This is a genomic window from Dactylosporangium sp. NPDC000555, assembly GCF_040300025.1.
Classification (GTDB): domain Bacteria; phylum Actinomycetota; class Actinomycetes; order Mycobacteriales; family Micromonosporaceae; genus Dactylosporangium.
The window spans coordinates 90,899-111,743 of sequence record NZ_JBEPDB010000004.1 but is presented as its reverse complement, the minus strand read 5'-3'; the positions used below and the strand labels follow the sequence as shown (position 1 = coordinate 111,743).

16 protein-coding genes and 1 other RNA gene are annotated in these 20,845 nt (G+C 70.7%); 13 read left to right on the top strand and 4 right to left on the bottom strand.

The window, feature by feature from the left end; all coding sequences use genetic code 11:
• The first annotated feature begins 115 nt into the window (after window positions 1-115).
• Window positions 116-3,043, top strand: coding sequence for a preprotein translocase subunit SecA (gene secA, locus ABT297_RS05105; RefSeq protein ID WP_350544864.1), 2,928 nt, complete (start codon window positions 116-118; stop codon window positions 3,041-3,043).
• 860 nt (window positions 3,044-3,903) lie between these two features.
• On the opposite strand, the gene ABT297_RS05100 is transcribed toward secA, so the two are convergent.
• Both ABT297_RS05100 and ABT297_RS05095 read right to left on the bottom strand, forming a co-directional pair.
• Window positions 3,904-4,515, bottom strand: a complete 612-nt coding sequence (locus ABT297_RS05100; RefSeq protein WP_350544861.1) for an Rv3235 family protein — start codon at window positions 4,513-4,515, stop codon at window positions 3,904-3,906.
• Window positions 4,516-4,694: 179 nt separating this feature from the next.
• Window positions 4,695-4,931, bottom strand: coding sequence for a helix-turn-helix domain-containing protein (locus tag ABT297_RS05095; protein ID WP_350544860.1), 237 nt, complete (start codon window positions 4,929-4,931; stop codon window positions 4,695-4,697).
• Window positions 4,932-5,049: 118 nt separating this feature from the next.
• Between ABT297_RS05095 and ABT297_RS05090 the strand changes: the two genes are divergently transcribed.
• The gene (locus ABT297_RS05090; RefSeq protein ID WP_350544858.1) at window positions 5,050-5,556 is read left to right on the top strand and encodes a DUF6912 family protein; all 507 of its coding nucleotides are present in this window, start codon (window positions 5,050-5,052) and stop codon (window positions 5,554-5,556) included.
• On the opposite strand, the gene ABT297_RS05085 is transcribed toward ABT297_RS05090, so the two are convergent.
• Window positions 5,549-6,418, bottom strand: a complete 870-nt coding sequence (locus ABT297_RS05085) for a hypothetical protein (protein WP_350544857.1) — start codon at window positions 6,416-6,418, stop codon at window positions 5,549-5,551. The genes ABT297_RS05090 and ABT297_RS05085 overlap by 8 nt on opposite strands.
• A gap of 96 nt (window positions 6,419-6,514) precedes the next feature.
• Here ABT297_RS05085 and pruA point away from each other — a divergent pair, with 96 nt between their 5' ends.
• Window positions 6,515-8,134: an L-glutamate gamma-semialdehyde dehydrogenase gene (gene pruA, locus ABT297_RS05080; RefSeq protein WP_350544855.1), complete on the top strand. Its 1,620-nt coding sequence runs from the start codon at window positions 6,515-6,517 to the stop codon at window positions 8,132-8,134.
• Between the two features lies 1 nt (window position 8,135).
• Here the strand turns inward: pruA and ABT297_RS05075 are convergent, their stop codons facing one another.
• Complete coding sequence (locus ABT297_RS05075) at window positions 8,136-9,908, bottom strand: hypothetical protein (RefSeq protein ID WP_350544854.1); 1,773 nt, start codon at window positions 9,906-9,908, stop codon at window positions 8,136-8,138.
• A gap of 120 nt (window positions 9,909-10,028) precedes the next feature.
• On the opposite strand from ABT297_RS05075, the gene ABT297_RS05070 reads away from it, so the two are divergent.
• The 10 genes from ABT297_RS05070 (at window position 10,029) to ABT297_RS05025 (ending at window position 20,562) form a co-directional block, all read left to right on the top strand.
• A complete protein-coding gene (locus ABT297_RS05070; RefSeq protein ID WP_350544852.1) occupies window positions 10,029-11,906 on the top strand; it encodes a serine/threonine-protein kinase in 1,878 nt (625 codons plus the stop codon).
• Window positions 11,907-12,013: 107 nt separating this feature from the next.
• The gene (locus ABT297_RS05065; protein ID WP_350544851.1) at window positions 12,014-12,529 is read left to right on the top strand and encodes a PadR family transcriptional regulator; all 516 of its coding nucleotides are present in this window, start codon (window positions 12,014-12,016) and stop codon (window positions 12,527-12,529) included.
• A 29-nt stretch (window positions 12,530-12,558) separates the two neighbouring features.
• Window positions 12,559-13,677: a peptide chain release factor 2 gene (gene prfB, locus ABT297_RS05060; protein ID WP_350544849.1), complete on the top strand. Its 1,119-nt coding sequence runs from the start codon at window positions 12,559-12,561 to the stop codon at window positions 13,675-13,677.
• A gap of 199 nt (window positions 13,678-13,876) precedes the next feature.
• Window positions 13,877-14,557: a cell division ATP-binding protein FtsE gene (gene ftsE / locus ABT297_RS05055; RefSeq protein WP_190251422.1), complete on the top strand. Its 681-nt coding sequence runs from the start codon at window positions 13,877-13,879 to the stop codon at window positions 14,555-14,557.
• Between the two features lie 67 nt (window positions 14,558-14,624).
• Window positions 14,625-15,500: a permease-like cell division protein FtsX gene (gene ftsX, locus ABT297_RS05050; protein WP_350544846.1), complete on the top strand. Its 876-nt coding sequence runs from the start codon at window positions 14,625-14,627 to the stop codon at window positions 15,498-15,500.
• 160 nt (window positions 15,501-15,660) lie between these two features.
• The gene (locus tag ABT297_RS05045; protein ID WP_350544845.1) at window positions 15,661-16,956 is read left to right on the top strand and encodes a peptidoglycan DD-metalloendopeptidase family protein; all 1,296 of its coding nucleotides are present in this window, start codon (window positions 15,661-15,663) and stop codon (window positions 16,954-16,956) included.
• Window positions 16,957-17,083: 127 nt separating this feature from the next.
• Window positions 17,084-17,563 (top strand): SsrA-binding protein SmpB, encoded by a 480-nt coding sequence (smpB, locus tag ABT297_RS05040; protein WP_350544843.1) that lies wholly within the window; start codon window positions 17,084-17,086, stop codon window positions 17,561-17,563.
• A gap of 69 nt (window positions 17,564-17,632) precedes the next feature.
• Window positions 17,633-19,009: an SRPBCC domain-containing protein gene (locus ABT297_RS05035; RefSeq protein WP_350544842.1), complete on the top strand. Its 1,377-nt coding sequence runs from the start codon at window positions 17,633-17,635 to the stop codon at window positions 19,007-19,009.
• A gap of 68 nt (window positions 19,010-19,077) precedes the next feature.
• Window positions 19,078-19,451: a transfer-messenger RNA gene (gene ssrA / locus ABT297_RS05030) on the top strand.
• A gap of 454 nt (window positions 19,452-19,905) precedes the next feature.
• Window positions 19,906-20,562 (top strand): hypothetical protein, encoded by a 657-nt coding sequence (locus ABT297_RS05025; RefSeq protein WP_350544840.1) that lies wholly within the window; start codon window positions 19,906-19,908, stop codon window positions 20,560-20,562.
• The last annotated feature ends 283 nt before the right edge of the window (window positions 20,563-20,845 follow it).

Sequence of the window (20,845 nt, the reverse complement as noted above, 5' to 3'; positions counted from 1 at the left end):
TGGGAGATATGTCCTGGTTTCGCACTTGGTGTCCGTAGAGTAGGCGGGCGGGGGCGGCAGGTCGCGCGGAAAGCCGCCTACGATGGGTCGCAGACGTTTGAGGGAGCGCTGACCCGTGTCGATTTTCGAGAAGATCCTCCGCGCCGGCGAGGGCCGGATGGTGCGCAGGTTGAAGGCCGTCGCCGACGCCGTCAACTCGCTGGAGGACGAGTATGCCGACCTGACCGACGAAGAGCTCGCCGGCATGACCGAGCAGTTCAAGGAACGGCTCGCCGATGGTCAGACCTTGGACGACATCTTGCCGGAGGCCTTCGCGGTGGCCCGGGAGGCCGCCTCGCGGGTGCTCGGGCAGCGGCACTACGACGTGCAGATCATGGGCGGCGCGGCCCTGCACTACGGAAACATCGCCGAGATGAAGACCGGTGAGGGCAAGACCCTCACCTGCGTGCTCCCGGCATATCTCAACGCGCTGTCCGGCAAGGGCGTGCACGTCGTCACCACCAACGACTACCTCGCACAGCGCGACGCCGAGTGGATGGGGCGCGTTCACCGCTTCCTCGGCCTCACCGTCGGAACGGTGCTGCCCAACCAGCCCTCCAGCGCGCACAAGGCGGCGTACGACTGCGACATCACCTACGGCACGAACAACGAGTTCGGCTTCGACTACCTGCGCGACAACATGGCCTGGTCGCGCGACGAGCTCGTGCAGCGCGGCCACAACTTCGCGATCGTCGACGAGGTCGACTCGATCCTCATCGACGAGGCCCGCACCCCGCTGATCATCGCGGGCCCGGCCGAGCAGTCCGCCCGGTGGTATCAGGAGTTCGCCCGCGTGGTCAGCCGCCTCAAGCGCGGCAAGGAGGGCGAGGCCGACTACGACGTCGACGAGTCCAAGCGCACCATCTCGGTCACCGAGCGCGGCGTCGAGAAGGTCGAGGACCAGCTCGGCATCGACAACCTGTATGAGTCGGTGAACACCCCGCTGGTCGGTTACCTGAACAACGCGATCAAGGCCAAGGAGCTCTACAAGCGCGACAAGGACTACGTCGTCAACGACGGCGAGGTCCTCATCGTCGACGAGTTCACCGGCCGCATCCTGCACGGCCGGCGGTACAACGAGGGCATGCACCAGGCCATCGAGGCCAAAGAGAGCGTCGAGATCAAGCAGGAGAACCAGACCCTCGCCTCGATCACGCTGCAGAACTTCTTCCGGCTGTACACCAAGCTCTCCGGCATGACCGGCACGGCGCAGACCGAGGCGGCCGAGTTCAACAAGGTTTACAGCGTGGGCGTGGTCTCGATCCCGACCCACCGCTCGATGATCCGCCTCGACCACCCCGACGTGATCTACAAGACCGAGAAGGCGAAGTACAACGCCGTCGTCGACGACATCGTCGAGCGGCACGCCCTCGGCCAGCCGATCCTCGTCGGCACCGTCTCCGTCGAGAAGTCGGAGCTGCTCTCCCAGCTGCTGCGCCGCCGCGGCGTCGCGCACGCCGTGCTCAACGCGAAGTTCCACGCCAAAGAGGCCGAGATCATCGCGCAGGCCGGGCGCAGGGGCGCCGTCACGGTCGCCACCAACATGGCCGGCCGTGGCACCGACATCCTGCTCGGTGGCAACGCCGAATACCTGGCCAACGCCGAGCTGCGCCAGCGCGGGATCACCGAGGAGGAGAACCCGGAGGAGTACGAGAAGGCCTTCGCGGAGCTCCTGCCCGAGTTCGAGAAGCTGGCCGACGAGGAGTCGGAGGAGGTCACCGAGGCCGGCGGCCTCTACGTTCTCGGCACCGAGCGGCACGAGTCGCGCCGCATCGACAACCAGCTGCGCGGCCGCTCCGGCCGGCAGGGCGACCCGGGCGAGTCCCGCTTCTACCTGTCGCTGCAGGACGAGCTCATGCGCCGCTTCCGGGCCAGCGCGGTCGAGGCCGTGATGGACCGGTTCAACATCCCCGAGGACGTGCCGATCGAGTCGAAGATGGTCACGCGCCAGATCAAGAGCGCGCAGACCCAGATCGAGGCGCAGAACGCGGAGATCCGCAAGAACGTTCTGAAGTACGACGAGGTCCTCAACAAGCAGCGCAAGGTGATCTACGCCGAGCGCAAGCGCGTGCTCGACGGCGAGGACCTCGGCGACCAGGTCCGCAACATGATCGACAGCGTCGTCGGCGCCTACGTCGTCGGCGCCACCTCCCTCGGCGAGACGTCCGAGGACTGGGAGCTCGAGCAGTTGTGGACCAACCTCAAGCAGCTCTACCCGGTCGGCATCACGATCGAGGACCTCGAGGAGGAGGCCGGCGGCCAGCTCGACCCCGAGTTCCTGCGCGTCCAGCTCGTCGAGGACGCCCACGCCGCCTACGACCGGCGCGAGGAGGAGCTCGGCGCCGAGGCGGTCCGCGAGCTGGAGCGGCAGGTCCTGCTCAACGTCATCGACCGCAAGTGGCGCGAGCACCTCTACGAGATGGACTACCTGCAGGAGGGCATCACCCTGCGGGCCTACGCGCAGCGCGACCCCGTGGTCGAGTACCAGCGCGAGGGCTTCGACATGTTCCAGCAGATGCAGGAGGGCATCAGGGAGGAGGCCGTCGGCTTCCTGTTCAACCTTGAGGTCCAGGTCGAGGAGGCCGCCGCCGAGGTCGAGGCCGACGACGAGGTGGACGGCGACGCCACTCCGGCCGTGCCGCTGCCGGAGCCACACGTGGAGATCCGCGCCAAGGGCCTCGGCGGCAACCGGATGCCCCGCGCGCTGCAGTATTCCGCCCCCGCCATCGACGGCGCGGCAGGCGAGGCCGGCGTGGTGATCGAGCAGGAGCAGGCACCGGCCCTGGGCATCGGCGGCAGCGGCGCCAACGGCTCGAAGCCAGGCCAGCGCCCGTCCCCCGGCACCGCACGCCGTTCGGGCCCCCCGGCCCCGGACGCGGGCGCCCGCAAGCCGTCCCCGGGCCAGGCGGTGGCCGGCAACGGCCCGTCCCGCAACGCCCCGTGCCCGTGCGGCTCGGGCAAGAAGTACAAGCGCTGCCACGGCGCCCCGGGCGGCCCAGCCTGACGCTAGGCACAACGGGAAGGGCGGGCATCGCCGAAAGGCGGCCCGCCCTTTCGCTTGCGCCGGGTCTGAACATTTGCGGTGACATACGCCAAATCGTTCGGATGTGACCGGTCTTTTCGCCCTGGGGAGCGCCGATCGCGGCGCCCGTGGCCGCGGGGCGACCGCGCGTCGGCTGGGCGTTGGATAGGCCCGGGCGCGCATGGGCCCGGGGCCGCATCGGACAGGCGCCGGACGTGCGGCGGATGGACGGCCCGGACGTGGTGTTTGGGGCGACCGCCGCGCTCATGGGGGTGGGGCATTCGGCGATCTGGGGCCGGGGCGTGTCCGGCCGCAGGCTGCTGAAGCGACGACGTGGGAGGGGCGGCCGCCGCGGTCCGGGCCCCAGGCAGACCGCGACGGCCGCGTTGTGGCGGTGGGGGTGGTGCCCAGTGCGCCCGCTGGCTTTGTCGCGACCGAGCGCACCGGGGGCAACGTGCGGTGGGTGGCGGCCATCGCGCCCCGGCACGTGAGGGCGCGATGGCCGCCGCGGAGGTGGTTCCCGGCCCACCGAATCCGGGACGCCGAACCTCCAGGGACCGCCGCTCGCGCCGTCCCTCCCCGAGCGCGAGCGGCGGAAGCAGCAGCGGCGGAGCCGTCCAACCCTGACCGTGGAGGAGCGGCAGGGCAGTTCCGGCCCCCGTGTCCAGGGACCGGCGGCCGGATCGTCCCAGCTCGTGTCCGGAACCGGGTGGCCGAACGGTCCCGTCCCGTGACCGAGGCGGAGCCAGCACCGTGGCTGGGAGGCACCGTGGCTGGGACCGGGCGGGTGGGGCCGTCCCGCCCCGTGATCGGGACGGCCGCCCGTTTGTGTTTGCCGTGGGCTACACGACTTGGACCACGGTGCACATCCAGCCGAGCACGCCGACGCCCGGGCGTGTGGTGCGCTCGAGGCGGATCGCCATTGCCCACGTGGCGTCGCCGTGCTCCAGGACGACCGCGGCCTCGGCGACGCCGGCGAGTGGCTCGGACAGGAGCAGGCGGCGGGCGCGGACCAGGTGGCCGTGGCGGGCGGCCTGGCCGGGGGTCATGCGGACGCGAACCGTGCGGCGCAGGATCTGGTCGCTGATGTCGGCGAAGCGCTGCGGGTGGCTCATCGGGCGGAGCTGGCTCGCCGGTCGGTAGCCGTTGAGGATCTCGACGCACAGGCCGACGAACCGCTGGGCCGCCGCGTAGGCGCTCGTGCGCGGGCCCGGGGGCGTGGGCGCCGGGCGGGGGCGGCGCGGCTGGGGCGCGCGGGACAGGGGCGGGGCGCCCGGCCACTCGAGCGGCAGCTGGTCCATGTCGAGGGCCGGCTCGGTGGCCGGCTCGCCGACCTGTTCCGGGGGCGGGTCCAGGGGCGGGGGCATACGCAGCACGACCGCTGGGCCGGACGGGGCCCGGCGGGCGCGGGCCCGGGCGCTGCGGCGTGGACGTTGCTCGACGATCACCGTCATGAAATTGCCCCCCGATCCTTGCGTTTGCTTTCGATTGCCTCCTAGTCCGTTGTATCGAGGGCGCGCGATGACGTCAACAATCTTGCGTTTGCTTACGTTCGCCTATGTCCGGTTAGGACCATAGGTCGTTTCGTGCGGGCGGGCACTCCGCCACCTGCCCACCGGATAAACCGGATAAATCAGGAGAAGTCCGGATCATCTCGATCGACCAGCGGGTTGCTGCGCACCCACTCCGCCGTCTCGGCGTACTTGCGCTCGATGTACTCCTCGAGCTTGCTGCGCTCGATCCGCCACTGGCCGCGGCCGCCCACTTTGATCGCGGGCAACTCCCCGCTGCGCACCATGTGGTACACCTGCGAGGTCGACACGTTCAACTGCTCGGCGACGTCCGCCATGAGCAGGAATCGCGGCTCCATCCCCTCAGTTTGCCATCGTTCGCTTCCTACCGGTTACGACGGCACCCGGACGCGTTCAATGTCCTCGACACGCCCAGCATGCGTGTCGAAACCCGGGCGAGGGTGTAGTACAGGGAGCGTGACGACCGACCTCACCCGTGTGTACCTGCCTGCGACCCTGGCCCAGCTTGCCGTACTGCGGGAGAGCGGTGAGCTGCCGCCACCGGCCGAGGCACACGCGGTCACGCCGGCACTACGCGAGTGGTATGCGGAGGGCGACGAGGAGGAGCTGGAGTACGTCGCCTTCACCCGCGCCGCGCAGAGCGCCCTGCGGCTGCTGCGCCACGACGCCAAGGCGCTCCGCCGCCGGGTGGTGCTCTCGGTCGATCTGCCGGCGACGGCCCTGAAGATGAACGGCCTGGAGCTCGGCTCGAGCCTGGTCGAGATCTCCGGCCGGATCGCGCTGCGGGTCGTCGCGGCGATCCACGTCGACGGACAGGCGGCCGAGGCGGACGTCGCGGCGGCCGCGGACGTGGTCGAGGAGGCGGCGGCCGGCGACCCCGACGCCCAGTTCACGGTGGACGGGGTGGAGGACCACGAGCTGGAGTGGTACGACCCGTCCGAGCTCGACCAGCTCGTCAGCTAGCGCGCTTCAGCGTCCGGCCGACAAGGATCATCGCCAGGAACGCGCCCGCGAAGACCAGGATCAGCCCGTGGTTGACCTGCTCCGGCAGCCGGCTGGCGATGATCGCGGCGTCGAACTCGCTCTCCTTCGCGACCGCGTGCGACAGCGGCAGCCCGCCGATCCGCCCGACCAGCGCCGCGCCGAGCGTGAGCAGCCCCGGCAGCGAGCCGGCCAGCGGATACGCGGGCCACGGCAGCGCGAGGCCGGTGCGGCGCAGGTAGAGGAAGGCCGTCACGCCGGCGGCCACCCCGCCGACGATCGACGCGGTCATCTGGAGCCGGTAGGAGGCGTCGGCCATGCTGCCGACCGTCTCCTGGTTGCCGAACAGGTTGACGACGTCGTTCTGGAAGTACGCGACGAGCAGCCCGATGCCGGAGGCCGTCACGCCGGCCGCCGCGCCTGCCGCGACCGCGCTGATCGGGCGCGCCGCGGCGACCAGGCCACCGAGCACGCCGGCGACCGCCACCGTGGCCGCGACGTAGGCGACCGACGGCCCCTTGTGGTACGCCGCGATCATTCCGCCCATCGCGAGCAGCCCGACCGGCAGCCCGCCGAGGCCGCCGTGCAGCAGCCGCCCCCGCACCCCCGCCTCGGCGGCGAACCGGCCGACGGCCAGCACGCCGATCGCGCTCCCGGCGATCAGGGTCGGGGCCAGCACACCGGGTAGGACCAGCGCGGCGACCGCGGGGCCGGGCACGTGCCCCTGCGCCGAGAAGAGCGTCAGGAACAGCAGCACGAGCGCGAACCCGGCCACGAACACGGCGCGCCCCGGACGCCAGGTGTTCACGGTCGGCTCAACCACCTCAGCACGCTTCGCACCCACGATGAGCAGCGTACGCGAGCCGCCGGGCCGGCCCGCCGCCCGTGCGAGGATGGAGAAGACCTCGCCAACGCTGTCGAGACGACGTGGGAGACCCTCATGGATGCCTTGTTCGACGTGCCGGTGCCCAACAACGAGCCCGCGCACGGATATGCCCCCGGAACCCCGGAACGGGCAAGCCTGCAGCGCCGCCTCGCCGAGCTGGCCGCGGAGCGGCACGACCTGACCATGACGATCGACGGCGAGCGGCGCATGGCCGCCGGCGCGCCGATCGACGTGGTCCAACCGCACCGCCACCGCCATGTGCTGGGCGTCACGCACAACGCCACCACCGACGACGCCGCCCTGGCGGTCGACGCGGCCAAGCAGGCCGCGCCCGCCTGGCGCGACCTGCCCTACACGGAGCGCGCCGCGGTGTTCCTGCGCGCCGCCGACCTGCTCAGCGGCCCCTGGCGGGACACCCTCAACGCCGCGACCATGCTGGGCCAGTCGAAGACCGCCGTCCAGGCGGAGATCGATTCGGCCTGCGAGCTCATCGACTTCCTGCGTTTCAACGTGTACTTCGGGCAGAAGATCCTCGAGGATCAGCCGTTCTCGTCGCCGGGGGTGTGGAACCGCTTCGACCACCGCCCGCTGGAGGGCTTCGTCTACGCGATCACCCCGTTCAACTTCACCGCGATCGCCGGCAACCTGCCCTCGGCCCCGGCCCTGATGGGCAACACGGTGCTGTGGAAGCCCTCGCCGACGCAGCAGCTGGCGGCGCACTACACGATGCGGCTGTTCGAGGCCGCCGGCCTGCCACCCGGCGTGATCAACCTGGTCACCGGGGATGGACTGGCCGTCTCCGAGGTCGCGCTCGCCGACCCCGACCTGGCCGGCATCCACTTCACCGGCTCCACCGCGGTGTTCCGCACGCTCAACCGGACCGTCGCCGAGAACGTGTACCGCTCCTACCCGCGGGTCGTGGGTGAGACCGGCGGCAAGGACTTCGTGATCGCGCACCCGTCGGCCGACCCGGCGGCGCTGAGCACCGCGCTGATCCGGGGCGCGTTCGAGTACCAGGGCCAGAAGTGCTCGGCCGCCTCGCGGGCCTACGTGCCGGCGAGCCTCTGGGCGCGGATCAGGGACGAGCTCACCGCCACCGCCGATTCGCTCGCGTTCGGCGACGTCACCGACTTCACGAACTTCGGCGGCGCGGTCATCGACCGTCGCTCGTTCGACCGGAACGCCGCGGCGCTCGACCGGATCAAGAACTCGCCGTCCTGCACGGTCGTCGCCGGGGGTACCACCGACGACTCCGAGGGATTCTTCGTGCGCCCCACGATCGTGGAGTGCACCGACCCCGGCCACGAGGTGTTCACGACGGAGTACTTCGGGCCGATCCTCGCGGTCCACGTCTTCGCCGAGGGCGACTTCGACGCGGTCGTCGAGCAGGCCGAGTCGATCGCGCCCTATGCGCTGACCGGCTCGATCTTCGCCACCGACCGGGCGGCCATCGACCGTGCGGCGCACACGCTGCGCTTCGCGGCCGGCAACTTCTACATCAACGACAAGCCGACCGGCGCCGTGGTCGGCCAGCAGCCCTTCGGCGGCGCCCGCGCGTCGGGCACCAACGACAAGGCCGGCTCCTGGCACAACCTGCTGCGCTGGACGTCGCCGCGAACGATCAAGGAGACGTTCGTACCGCCGACCGACCACCGCTACCCGCACATGGGCTGACCTACTCCCGCGGCCGGGCGACCGCGACGATCTTGTCGAGCGTGAAGGCACGATCGTCGCGGCGCAGCCGGCACCAGGCCTCGATCACCGACCCGGCGAGCTCGGCGTCCTCGATCACCCGCTCGGAGGCGCGCCCGTTCACATCGACGTATCGGATCCAGATCGGCGTGCCGTGCTCGACCGCGTCGGCGAGCAACTGCGCCTGTTCGGGGCGCAACTGGGGCGCCCGATGCCGGATCTGCTCCAGCGGTGCGGCATTTCGCTGCATCGGTACGGCGAGTCGCCGCGCCAGCTCGCCCGGGTCCACGGCCGGCCTGGGCCGAGCGCGCCGGTCGGCCGGCCGTTCGCCGAGCGGCGTGGGCGCGCGTCGCAGCGTCACCCGCGGCCCGTCGGTGACCGGCCGGTAGCCCGCCGCCCGCAGCGCTGCGAGCGCGTCCGCGGCCGGTTCCCGGAAGCCGGCGACCGTCGGCGCGAAGCGCTCCAGCCCGAGCGCGGCCGCCACCTCGTCGAGCAGCTGCGGGTCGTCGCAGACCACGACGCTGCCGACCGGGCGCACCCGGAGGGGGTCCGGGGGTGGCGGCGCAGGCAGCAGCGTCCGGGCGACCTCGGCGACCGGCCGCCCGTCGGCCAGCGCGCGCCCGAGCGGGCCGACGGCGAACGTGTCCGCGGCGGTCAGCGCGCACACGCCGAGCAGCGCCGCCTCGGCCAGTACCCCCTCGACCGCCGCCGGCAGGTCCGCGACCTCCCGCGCGGTCAGCGGGGCGGTCCAGCGCACCAGCGGCGCGAGCGAGTCCGCGCCGGCCACCGCGGTGTCCGGCGGCAGGTCGTGCAGTACGCGCACGACCACGCGGCGCAGCGCCTCCGCCCGGTCCGGCTCGAGTGGGCTTCGCGGTGCTCGACCCGGACCAGGCGGCGCCCGATCCGGCTCGAGGGGGTTTCGCGCTGATCGACCCGGACCAGGCGTGGCCCGGTGCGGCTCATGGGGGTTTTGCGCTGATCGAGCCGGACCGGGCGGCCCGTTCCACCAGCCCGTCAGCAGGCGGGCGAGGCGCTCGGCGGGCGGGGCGTCGAGCCAGTCCGGGTAGGCCGTCGTCGGCTGCAGGTGCGCGCCGTCCGGGCCCAGGAGTCCCGCGTGCAGTACGACATCGGCAAAATGCGCGACGAGGGCCTCGTCCAGGCCGAGCGGGCCGGCCAGCCGGGCGTGCTCCCGGGCCGCGACCCCGCCGTTGCGCTGCCGCGCCAGCGGGCGCTCGGCGGCCTCCTCCAGCAGGCCGGCCGCGTGCTGCAGCAGGGCGTCGGCGGACTCGGCCGTGGCGGCGCGGATCGCGGCCCGGTCGGCGGGGACGAGCGCGGGCGCCGGCGGCACAGGCGCGAACGGCTCCTCCGGCGGGTTGCGCGCGGCTGCGTCGAGCAGCAGGTGCGACGTGGTCCACACGTCATCGCCGTCCGGCCAGACCAGCGCACGCTGGCTCAGCACCCGCAGCGTGGCGTCGAACTCCGGGTCGTCCGGGCCGCGGCCCAGCGCCTCGGCTAGCCGGGCGTGCGGGAACGGCGGATCGCCCAGCCGCGCCAGCGCCTCGACCACCTGCAGCGCGGGCAACGGCAGCGTCGCCACCACCTCGGCCACCGCGGCGCGGGCGGACAGGCGCGCGGCGAGCTGGCCGAGGTCACCGGGCGAGGGCGCGGTCAGCGCGTCGGGACGGCGGCGCAGGACCTCGCCGAGCTCGTGAGCCTCGAGACCCTGCAGCCAGCGGACCAGCGCGCCTCTTGTCACGACAGGTGACCCTATAGCTCGACTCCCGTCTTTGTGCCAACGGCCGTGCGGAGCGGCCCGCCGTGGCGGCGCTCGCCTACCGTCACGGGGGAACGGCACGGGGAGGGCGAGGGACGGACGATGAAGACGGTCACCGGCGCGAAGACGGTTCTCGGCAAGCGCTACCGGCTCGAGTCGGAGGTGGCCCGCGGCGCCATCGGGGCGGTCTGGCGGGCGTACGACACGCAGGTGAACGAGTGGGTCGCGGTCAAGGTGCTGCGTCCGGAGGCCGCCGAGGTGCCCGAGCTCAAGGACGGCTTTCTCGGCGAGGCCGAGCTCCTGGCCGGCCTCGAACACCCGTCCGTGATCCGGGTCAGGAATCTGGTCACCGACAAGAACGCGCTGGCGATCGCCATGGACCTGGTCACCGGCCCCGACCTGCGCCGCCGGCTGCGCGCCGACGGCCCGCTGCCGCCCGCGGTCGCCGCCGAGGTGGTCGCGCAGGTCGCCGACGCGATCGCGTACGTGCACGCCAACGGGATCGTCCACGGCGACGTCAAGCCGGGCAACCTGCTCGTGCCGACCGACGGCGGGCCGGTGCGGCTGGCCGACTTCGGCGTGGCGCGCCGCCTCGACCGGCCCGCCGGGCCGACGCACGCCACCCCGGAGTACGTCGCGCCGGAGGTCGTCGCCGGTGGCCCGCCGAGCCCGGCCGCCGACGTCTACGCCCTCGGCGTGGTGCTCTTCGAGCTCATCTGCGGCCGCAGCCCGTACCGCGGCGGCTCGCCCAACGAAGTCCTGCGCCGCCACGCCGATTGCGTGCCGGTGCCGCCGCCCGGCATGCCGGCCGCGCTGTGGCCGGTGATCGAGGCTTGCATGGAGATCGACCCCCGGATGCGACCGCCGGCGGCGTCGATCGTCGGCCGGCTCCGGGCGGCCGAGGGAGCGCTCGACGGCTTCGAGCCGTTGCCCCGGCTGCCGGCGGAGGCGGTCACGTTCTGGCAGCGCTCGGCCGAGCAGACCGCGCCGGTGCAGGCGCCCGTGCGGCGGGTGGACTGGGTGCCGCTGCCGACCGCGCCCACCTCGCCGGCCGCCGCGTCGGCGGCGCTGATGATGGCGGTGCCGATCGGGGAGCTGCCCACGGAACCGCACGGGCTCGCCAACCCTTCCGACGATCCGGGCATTACAGATTCTTCGGACTTGTCGGTTGCCTCGGAAATGCCGGTTGTTTCGGCACTGCCGGCAGAACCGGCGGTCGTCTCCGAGTCTCCCGCCGCGCCGGAGACGGCTGCCGTCATGGATTCGGCGGCCGAGGCCGTGGCGGCGGGCGAGCCCCTCTGGGCCGATCCGGCGCCCGGCGACGAGCCCGCCGGCGACATGATCATCCCACCGCAGCGGCAGAGCTCTCCGGACGAGCCGCCGGCCGCGCCGCGCCTCGACGCCGCGGCGCCGGCCGCCGGCGAGTCGGTCACCCAGGTGTTGGCTGCCACGGCGCAGCCGGAGCCCCCGACCGCGTCGGTGGCCCCGATCGAGCCGATCAGGCCGGCCGCCGAGTTGCCGGTCGAGCCGTTCGACCCGGGCGACGACGCGCCGGCCGAGGGCCCGGCCCCCGACGCGGCGCGCCGGCAGCGGCGCCTGCTGGTCGCGGCCGGCGGCGGCCTGCTGCTCATCCTGGTGCTCGCGGTGGGCGGCCTGCTGCTGTCCGGCGGCGGGAAGGCCGGCGGCGACAAGAAGGTCAACGCCACCACACCGGCGCCGACCGCCTCGGCATCCGCGGCGGCCGTCCCGGAGGCGAGCACCACGCCGGATGCGTCCGCCTCGGCGCCGGCAGAGCCCGCCACGCAGGGGGAGTCCACCACGCAGGGGGAGCCCGCCGCGCCGGGAGGGGGTGAGAAGCCGCCGACGAAAAAGCCGACCACGGTACCGACGCCGTCCAAGACCGGCCCGCCCGGCACTGGCGACCCGTTCCCGCCGTTCCCGTCGATGCCGGCGTTCCCCACGTTTCCGTCGTTCCCATGATGCGGCCGGCGGCATGGCCGTCCTAAATCGACAGTCGCAGCGCGACAGTTCACAGTGGATTTCGTGAAATCCTGGACTGCGCCGTCGAAAGATGACAGCGTAGGGTCATGGTGGATTCTGGAGTCAACGCGACCGCGGCGGCATTGCTGGGGCTGCTGCACGAGGGGCCGATGACAGGTGGCCAGTTGATGGCGGCCGCGCAGCGCCGGCTCGGGCCGTACTGGTCGATGACGCGCAGCCAGGTCTACCGTGAGCTCCCCGCGCTGGCCGACGCCGGTTACGTCAAGCTCGGCAAGCCCGGCGCGCGCTCCAGCCAGCCGTATGCGATCACTCCGGCGGGCAAGCGGGCGTTCGCCAGGTGGCTTGCCGAGCCCGCCGGCCGCGAGTCGCTGCGCAATCCGGTGGCCCTGCGCGTCGCCTTCGGGGCGCAGCAGTCGGCGGCCCAACTGCAAGAGGTCTATGCCCAGGCGGCCGAATACCACAGCGCGGCGCTCACCGAGGCGCGCGAGATGGCCAAGGAGGCCAAGAAGTCGGGCGACGACTTCTTCTCCGCGTCGCTGGAGTTCGCGGTCGGGTATCACAAGGCCGCGCTGACGTGGCTCAAGAGCGCGCCGGGCAAATAGCCGTCCGCGACCCGGCGTAGTCTTGACGCGTGACTGCTCTGGACCACGCCGAAGCTCTCAAGAACCTCGACGGCACCCTGCGCAACATCGAGGCGGTGCTCGACCTCGATCGCCTGCGCAAGGAGAAGGCCGATCTCGAGGCTGAGGCGTCGGTTCCCAACCTGTGGGACGATCAGGCTGCCGCGCAGAAGGTGACCTCGCGCCTGTCCTATGTCCAGGGTGAGATCACGAAGCTCGAGCGGCTGCGGCAGCGGCTCGACGACGCCCAGGTGCTGCTCGAGCTCGCCGAGGCGGAGAGCGACTCCGGCTCGCTGGGCGAGGTCGGCGAGGAGATCGCCGGCCTGAGCAAGGCGATCGAGGAGCTCGAGGTCCGCACGCTGCTGTCCGGGGAGTATGACGCCCGGGAGGCCCTGGTGACGATCCGTGCCGGTGCCGGTGGCGTCGACGCGGCCGACTTCGCCGACATGCTCCTGCGGATGTATCTGCGGTGGGCGGAGCGCCACGGCTACACCACCGATGTCTACGACACCTCCTATGCCGAGGAGGCGGGCATCAAGTCCGCCACGTTCGCGGTGAAGGCGCCGTATGCCTACGGGACGCTGTCGGTCGAGTCGGGCACCCACCGGCTGGTGCGCATCAGCCCGTTCGACAACCAGGGCCGGCGCCAGACGTCGTTCGCCGCGCTGGAGGTCGTGCCCGTCGTCGAGCAGACCGACGACGTGGAGATCCCCGATGACGACCTGCGCGTCGATGTCTACCGCTCCAGCGGCCCCGGCGGCCAGGGCGTCAACACGACCGACTCGGCGGTGCGGCTGACCCACATCCCGACCGGCATCGTGGTGTCCTGCCAGAACGAGCGCTCCCAGATTCAGAACAAGGCGACCGCCATGGGCGTGCTGAAGGCCAAGCTGCTGGCCCTGAAGCGGGCCGAGGAGGCGGCGAAGATGGACGCGCTGCGCGGCGACGTGGCGGGGTCGTGGGGCGACCAGATGCGCTCGTATGTGCTGCACCCCTACCAGATGGTCAAGGACCTGCGCACCGAGCACGAGACGGGCAACCCGACCGGGGTCTTCGACGGCGACCTCGACGCGTTCATCGACGCCGGGATCCGGTGGCGCAAACAGCGGGAGCTCGGCACCGCCGCGTGATGATCGCTTTGGAGTGCGTCAATTACGTAACGTTACCGTGGATTCGTGGCAAAAAATGAGATATACGTCACACTGGGCCGCGTAATCAAGCGCTGCCCTGCGGTTCGCGTCCCCTGTACGGGTCCGCATTGCCAGCAAATCGCGCATGACGTACCGCGTGTACTTGGCCAACTTGTGACACCGCGTAGACTCACGTCCCGTGATTCGGCTTGACCACGTGACGAAGACGTATCCGAAGGCGTCTCGCCCCTCCCTCGACGATGTCTCCGTCAACATCGAGAAGGGCGAGTTCGTCTTCTTCATCGGTCCCTCCGGCTCAGGCAAGTCCACGATCATCAAGTTGCTGCTGCACGAGGTGACCCCCAACCGGGGCAAGGTCGTCGTGAACGAGCGCGACGTGACCTCGATGCGCTCGTGGCGGATTCCCGCGTTCCGCCGGCAGATCGGCTGCGTGTTCCAGGACTTCCGCCTGCTGCCGAACCGCACGGCCTACGAGAACGTGGCGTTCGCCCTCGAGGTGATCGGCAAGTCGAAGGGGGTCGCCCGTCGCGTTGTCCCCGAGGTGCTCGAGCTCGTCGGTCTCGGCGGCAAGGAGCACCGCTACCCTCACGAGCTCTCCGGCGGTGAGCAGCAGCGCGTCGCGGTGGCCCGGGCCTTCGTCAACCGTCCGCTGATCCTGCTGGCCGACGAGCCGACCGGAAACCTCGACCCGGACACGTCGATCGAGATCATGCGGCTGCTGGACCGGATCAACCGCACCGGCACCACCGTCGTCATGGTGACGCACGACTCCAACATCGTGAACCAGATGCGACGCCGAGTCGTCGAGATCGAAAGTGGCCGAATCGTGCGGGACCAGCCCCGCGGTGTCTACGGCTGACCTCCGGCCGTAGTCCGCACCGCCCCCTGTCCTCCTGCTGGGTCCGCTGGGAAGGAACCCCCACCCGATGCGTGTGAGATACGTCCTGTCCGAGGTCCTGACCGGACTGTGGCGCAACGTCACGATGACGATCGCGATGATCATCACGATGACGGTGTCGCTGACCATGCTGGGCGCGAGCCTGCTGCTCTTCCTCCAGGTCGGCAAGATGGAGGATTACTTCTACCAGCGCATTGAGGTGTCCGTCTTCCTCAAGCCCGACGTCAACGACGAGCAGCGCAACAACATCGACAGCGCTCTGAAGGCCGACGCCCTGGTCGAGTCGTACAAGCACGAGACCAAGGACCAAGCGTGGGAACGCTTCAAGGTGCAGTTCAAGGACGCACCCGACCTCGTCAGCGCGACCAAGCCGGAGTCGCTGCCCGAGTCGTTCCGGATCAAGCTCAAGGATCCGAACAAGGTCCTGGACTTCAGCGACCAGTTCCGCAGCCAGGAAGGCGTCAGCGACATCGTCGACCAGAAGCAGCTGCTGAAACGGGTCTTCGACCTGTTGGGTGCGCTGCAGACACTGGCCCTGACGGTCGCGGTGGTCCAGGGCGCGGCGGCGCTGCTCCTGGTGGCCAACACGATCCAGGTCGCCGCCTACAGCAAACGGCGCGAGGTCGCCGTCATGAAGCTTGTCGGCGCCTCGAACTGGTTCATCCAGATGCCATTCGTGCTGGAGGCGGTCTTCGCCGGCCTGATCGGCGCGATCCTGGCCTTCGGCGCTCTGGTGGCCGCGAAGATAGTCTTCATCGACGGATCGTTGAAGGCCCTGACACTGGCCCTGCTGCCGGTCGACTGGAGCAACATCTGGCTGATGCTGCCCGTCCTGTGCGGCGCGGGCGGCCTGGTCAGCGCCATCACGGCCTGGGTCACGCTGCGCTTCTACGTGCGCGTCTGACGTAGCCGTTCCCGACCGCGAGGGCGGATCCCGAACACGGGGATCCGCCCTCCGTCGTTTCCGGGCGTCCGCCACGATAGGTGCATTTAACCGAAATTCCGGACTTCGGCGCTTTTTCCTGCGTACGGTAACCCTCAAGTGGTACTGGAGGGTTGCTTCTGTGAACCGTATCCGGATCGTCGCCGCAGTCGGCGCCGTCATCATGCTGCTCGGGTCCGGTACCGCCGGGCGTGCGGACACCAGAGATGACAAGGCCCGGCTCGACCGGCAACTGCAGGAGACCCAGGCCACGCTCGAGGCGGCCACCGAGAAGGCGCAGCAGGCCGCCGCGGAGCACGGCCGGGCCGCCGCCGCGCTGCCCGGCGCGCAGACCGATCTGGCCGACGCCAAGGGGCGGGTCATCGCCGCCGACGCCGCGGCCCGCCAGGCCGAGCGCGACCGCGCCGAAGCCGACGCTGCGGTGCGGGCGGCCGAGGGCGAGTACAAGGGCGCCCAGGACGAGGTCGACCAGGCGCGCCGCGACGTGTCCGCGTTCGTGGCCGCGGCGTACAAGGGCGGCGGCTTCGCCATGTTCAACTCGGTCCTCGACTCGGAGGGCCCCACCGATCTGGTCGTGCGCATCCAATACCTCGACCGGGTCGCCCAGGAGAACCGGCGTGCCCTCGACCAGCTCACGGTCGCCCGGATGGCCGCGAAGCAGCGTAGCGACGTCGCCGTGCTCGCCGAGCGGCGCGCGCGGCAGGCCGCCGACGAGGCTTCCCGCGCCCTGGCCGACTCGCGGGCCGCGCAGGCGAGCGCCGAGCGGGCGGCCGCCGACGTGCAGGCCCTGCTCGACCGGAGCGCGCGGGCCGAGGCGACCGCCAACGCGGAGCGCGGCGCCGTGCTCGCCAGATACGAGCAAATCAAGATCGACAGCGCCAAGGTCGCGGAGCAGTTGCGCGCCGAGGCCGCCGCCGAGGCCGCCGCCGAGGCCAGAAAGGCCAAGAGCTCCAGCGGCGGTACCGCGACCAAGGCCCCCGTCACCACCGCCGTCGGCCCGAAGGCGGGCGCGTTCTTCCTGATGCCGGTGAACGGCTGGAAATCGAGCAACTTCGGGATGCGGTTCGACCCGGTGTACAAGGTGTATCAACTGCACGCGGGCATCGACGTGGCCGCGGGCGGCGGCCAGCCGATCGTCGCCGCCGCCGACGGCGTCGTGGTCCGGGCCGGCCCGTCGGGCGGCAACGGCAACTACACGTGCCTCTCGCACGGCCTGTACCAGGGCAAGGGCCTCGCGACGTGCTACGCCCACCAGTCCGCGATCCTGGTGCGCGTCGGCGAGCGGGTGCAGCGCGGTCAGCTGATCGGCCGCGTGGGCACCACGGGCGCCTCGACCGGCAACCACCTGCACTTCGAGGTCCGCCTCGACGGCACCCCGGTCCAGCCCCTGAACTGGCTCCCCGGTTGCCTCTGCTGATCCCGTCTGCCGCTGCTGGACTCGCCCGTCTCCGTTGGTCTCACCGACGGGCGCGCCCGGCGCCGCCGTAAATGGTCTTGCCCGGCGCGATACTCTTCAGACCGGTCGAGAAACTCTGGAGGGGTCGATGCCGCGCGAAAAGGGGCGCAAGCTGGTCGCGTCCAACCGGAAGGCGCGCCACGACTACGAGATTCTCGACACGTTCGAGGCCGGCATCGCGCTGACCGGGACCGAGGTCAAGTCGCTGCGGGCCGGGCGCTGCTCGCTCGTGGACGCGTTCGGGCAGATCTCCGACGGCGAGGTCTTCCTCCACGCGATGCACATCCCCGAGTACACGATGGGCACCTGGACCAACCACCCGCCCCGGCGGATCCGGAAACTGCTGCTGAAGCGCCAGGAAATCGACCGCATCGGGGTGAAGGTGCGGGAGAGTGGCCTGACCCTGGTGCCGCTGTCGGTGTACTTCGCGGACGGGTGGGCGAAGGTCGAGCTCGCGCTGGCGCGGGGCAAGAAGGCGTACGACAAGCGTCAGACCCTGGCGAAACGCGACGCCGACCGCGAGATCGCCCGCGTCGTGGGCCGCCGCGGCAAGGGCAACGCCGAGTAGTCGCGCTCTCGCGCATGGGTAGCGCGCGGGCACTCTGCAAGCAATGCGTTGAGGCCATATAGTCCCTCCGTGACCGAGATTCGGGTCGATGTCGACCTCGAGCATCCACCGGCGCTGGTGTGGCGCGCGTTCACCGAGGCCCGCCTGGTCACCGACTGGCTGCCGACGACGCGGTTCATGGCGCGCGACGACGGCACCTTCACCTTCCAGGCCAGCGACCTGGCGGGGCTGGAGGACCCGATCGAGGGACAACTCGTCACCGTCGAGGCCCCGCACCGGCTGGTGATGCGCTGGCAGGCCACCGACCTGCACACGATCGTCGCGGTGACCCTCGCCGAGCGCGGCGAGGGCAGTCGCTTCACGTTCACGCAGAGCGGTTTCCTGGGTCGGCAGGGGATTATGCGGCGGACGGCACTGCTCACGACGTACACCTCCCTGCTTGAAGGTCCGTTGCCGGCCACCCTGGCGAAGATCGCCGCGCGAGCGGCCGAGCAGCCGGAGGCCGCGACGCCGCCGGCCGCGCCGTGGCGCAACGCCGGCGGACCGTTCAACCGCCTGCCCCGCCAGCCCAACGCGCCGAGCCGCTCGGCCCCCGCCCTGAGCTCGCACCTCCACTCGACCGCCGGCCCGCGCCCGGCCACACCGGTGCCCGGTTTCGCCGCCGCCCTCCTGAACACCCGCGAGACCGGCGTGCCGAAGGTGGCCCCGCCGGTAGATCCCGCGCAGCGCACCGCGCGGATGGGGTCCCTCGCGGCGCGGGGCGGCACCGCGGTACGCAACGGCTGGCGATGGCTGGCGGGCGCGCGGGACTGGTCAGCGGACCAACGCAGCCAGGCGGTGGCCGCCGGGGCCGCGGTACTGCTATTGCTGGCGATGGCCGGCATCCTGATCGGCAGGGCCACCACGCCGCACCCGCCAACGGCGCCGCAAACCGGCCGGGCGGACCCCGGCCCGATCCAGGCGACGGTACCGGCCGCCCCCGAGCAGCCCACGCGCGGCGCGTCCCGCCCGGTCGTGCCCGCGGCCTCGCGCTCAGCGACGCCATCCCCCACACCGTCTCTCACGCCGCCCTCCGGTCCGTCCTCCGCCTCATCGCCGGACGGCACCGCGGGGATCGCGCAGCTCACCGGGGCGTACAAGACCGAGAACCTGACCCTGACCTCGTACCGCGTCACGGTCACGATCAGCAACCCGAGCCAGACCACGGCGAACGACTGGGCGGTCGTCATCGTCCTGCCCCTGCTCGACCTGACCGTCCGCAACGTCACCGGCGGCGCGATGACCCGCTCGGGGCTACGGTTGACCTTCACCGCGGTGGACGCGACCCGAACCATCAAGCCGGGTGGCTCGGCAACCCTGCGCTTCGACGTCGAGGGCCTGGGCGTCCGCAACGAGCCCTTCACCTGCACGATCGGCGGCCAGAAGTGCTCCGGGATACCGGGATGAAACTCTGGCGGGGAGGCGTTACGCTTGATCAGTCGCACGAGGGGTGCGGCAGCCAACACCACCCGCGCGGGGGTGACTGGTTTCGACTTTGTTTGTGGCGATAGGGGAAGCGAGCCGAGGAAGCCGACGTTGTCTCGTGAATCAGTCGTCGGAAAGTTATAAGCGCCAATTTCAAGCGCTCCGAACTCGCTCTCGCTGCCTAAGCTAGGGTGGAGTTCTGTCGGTCTGGGATTGCCTTCGGCCCAGTAACCGGCATCAGCTAGAAGGCTGGCCAACCGAGTCCTGTCACGGGGCTCGCGCGGTGAGATCAATCGTGACTGGGCCCGTCATACCAACTCGCTCGCGTGATTGGTAGGGCCGAGTAGAGGCACAGCGAGCTGCGCTCGGAGAAGCCCTAACAAAGCGACGAAGGACCCGGGTTCGATTCCCGGCACCTCCACCGCCGAACGCCCCCTGCTCACGCAGGGGGCGTTCGCCGTTGGCGGTTCCGTATTCCCCGCGCACGGGCTGCGCCCGCGCTCCCCGGTGGGGGAGCTTCGCTCCACCCACACCCCCTCAAAACCGTCGCGGGGTTGCTCGGATCGGCTTGTCCTGCCTTGTCGGTGGTGGTTGGGCGCTTCGCGGGGCACCCAGAGTACGTGCCTGCCATGGCTAGACTCCTGCTTGTCTCGACTTCGTCGATGACCCTGCCGTGCTGGCCGTAGATGGACCCGCAGCAATGAACAGGGCTCCCTCGTATCAGCGGTAGAAAGCCGTCCCGACCCGTTCGGCGCCGGCGTCCCTGTGTCTCCGCACAGGCTGGCGTCGTCCAGCGGTGGACCCTGCTGCTCACCTATGTTCCAAGGACCCGTCCCTGCATCCGGCAGCTCTGGTTCTTCGATGACAGAATCGACGACATGAAGAGAGGGACGGTTCAACGGCGCCTCACCCTGGCCTTGAGTAAGCTCATCGTTGATGACTGGCGTCTGCTCAGCTTGCGGGCTCCTCAGCCTCTGGGAGTGGGCAGCGAGCGCTCGATTGCCGCCGCATTAGGGTGGCACCTCAAGAGCGTCATGGAGCGCAGTTGGGATGTCGACTGCGAGTACAGCCGAGCGGGCGAAGGAACTCAGGTCGATGCCAAGCGGTGGAGCGCGCCCCCGGCGGGCGATACTGACTCTCGACCGCCGACTGTCACTCCCGATCTTGTCGTGCACCGGCGAGGTCTCCCCGGGCCCGAGCACAACCTGCTGGTTCTCGAGCTTAAGAAGAACCACGAATCCGAAAGGCCCAACGAAGGCCGCCCCGGCAGTCGCGGGACCATCGAATCCATCTTGGATATCCAGCGTCAGTTCAAGTACAGGCATGCCGTATATCTAGACCTCGCCCTTGCACCCGGCGGGTTGATGCCGCAGTGGAAATGGTTTGAGTTGGGCAAGGTAGTCGACGTTGCGAACCTGGATTTTGAGCGTGTCTATGGCAAGGCTGACTGCGGGGACCTGATCGCTCGCGGCTGCGCCGAGGAGGTCCGTAGGTATGGTGCTGCGAAACGCTCCGGCGCACTGACTGGCCAGTGAGCCCCTGCCGGCGTGCGCTTGATGCGCGGGTGGAGCGGGACCACCTTGGCGATCAGGGATGCCGGCGTGACTGATGATGATGTCCTAGCCGTGCTCCATGCGCTCAAGGATCCGGGAGATGCTGGTCTTCGCATTGTGGATGTCGAGCTGTGGCACAACCGCCTCGCTTCGTACGGGCGGGTGCGGCACCCGGACACGGTCCGCGGAGATCAGCCACTACGGCCGGTTCAAGTGGGTCACTGTCACCTCCACCGCCGAACGCCCCCTGCTCACGCAGGGGGCG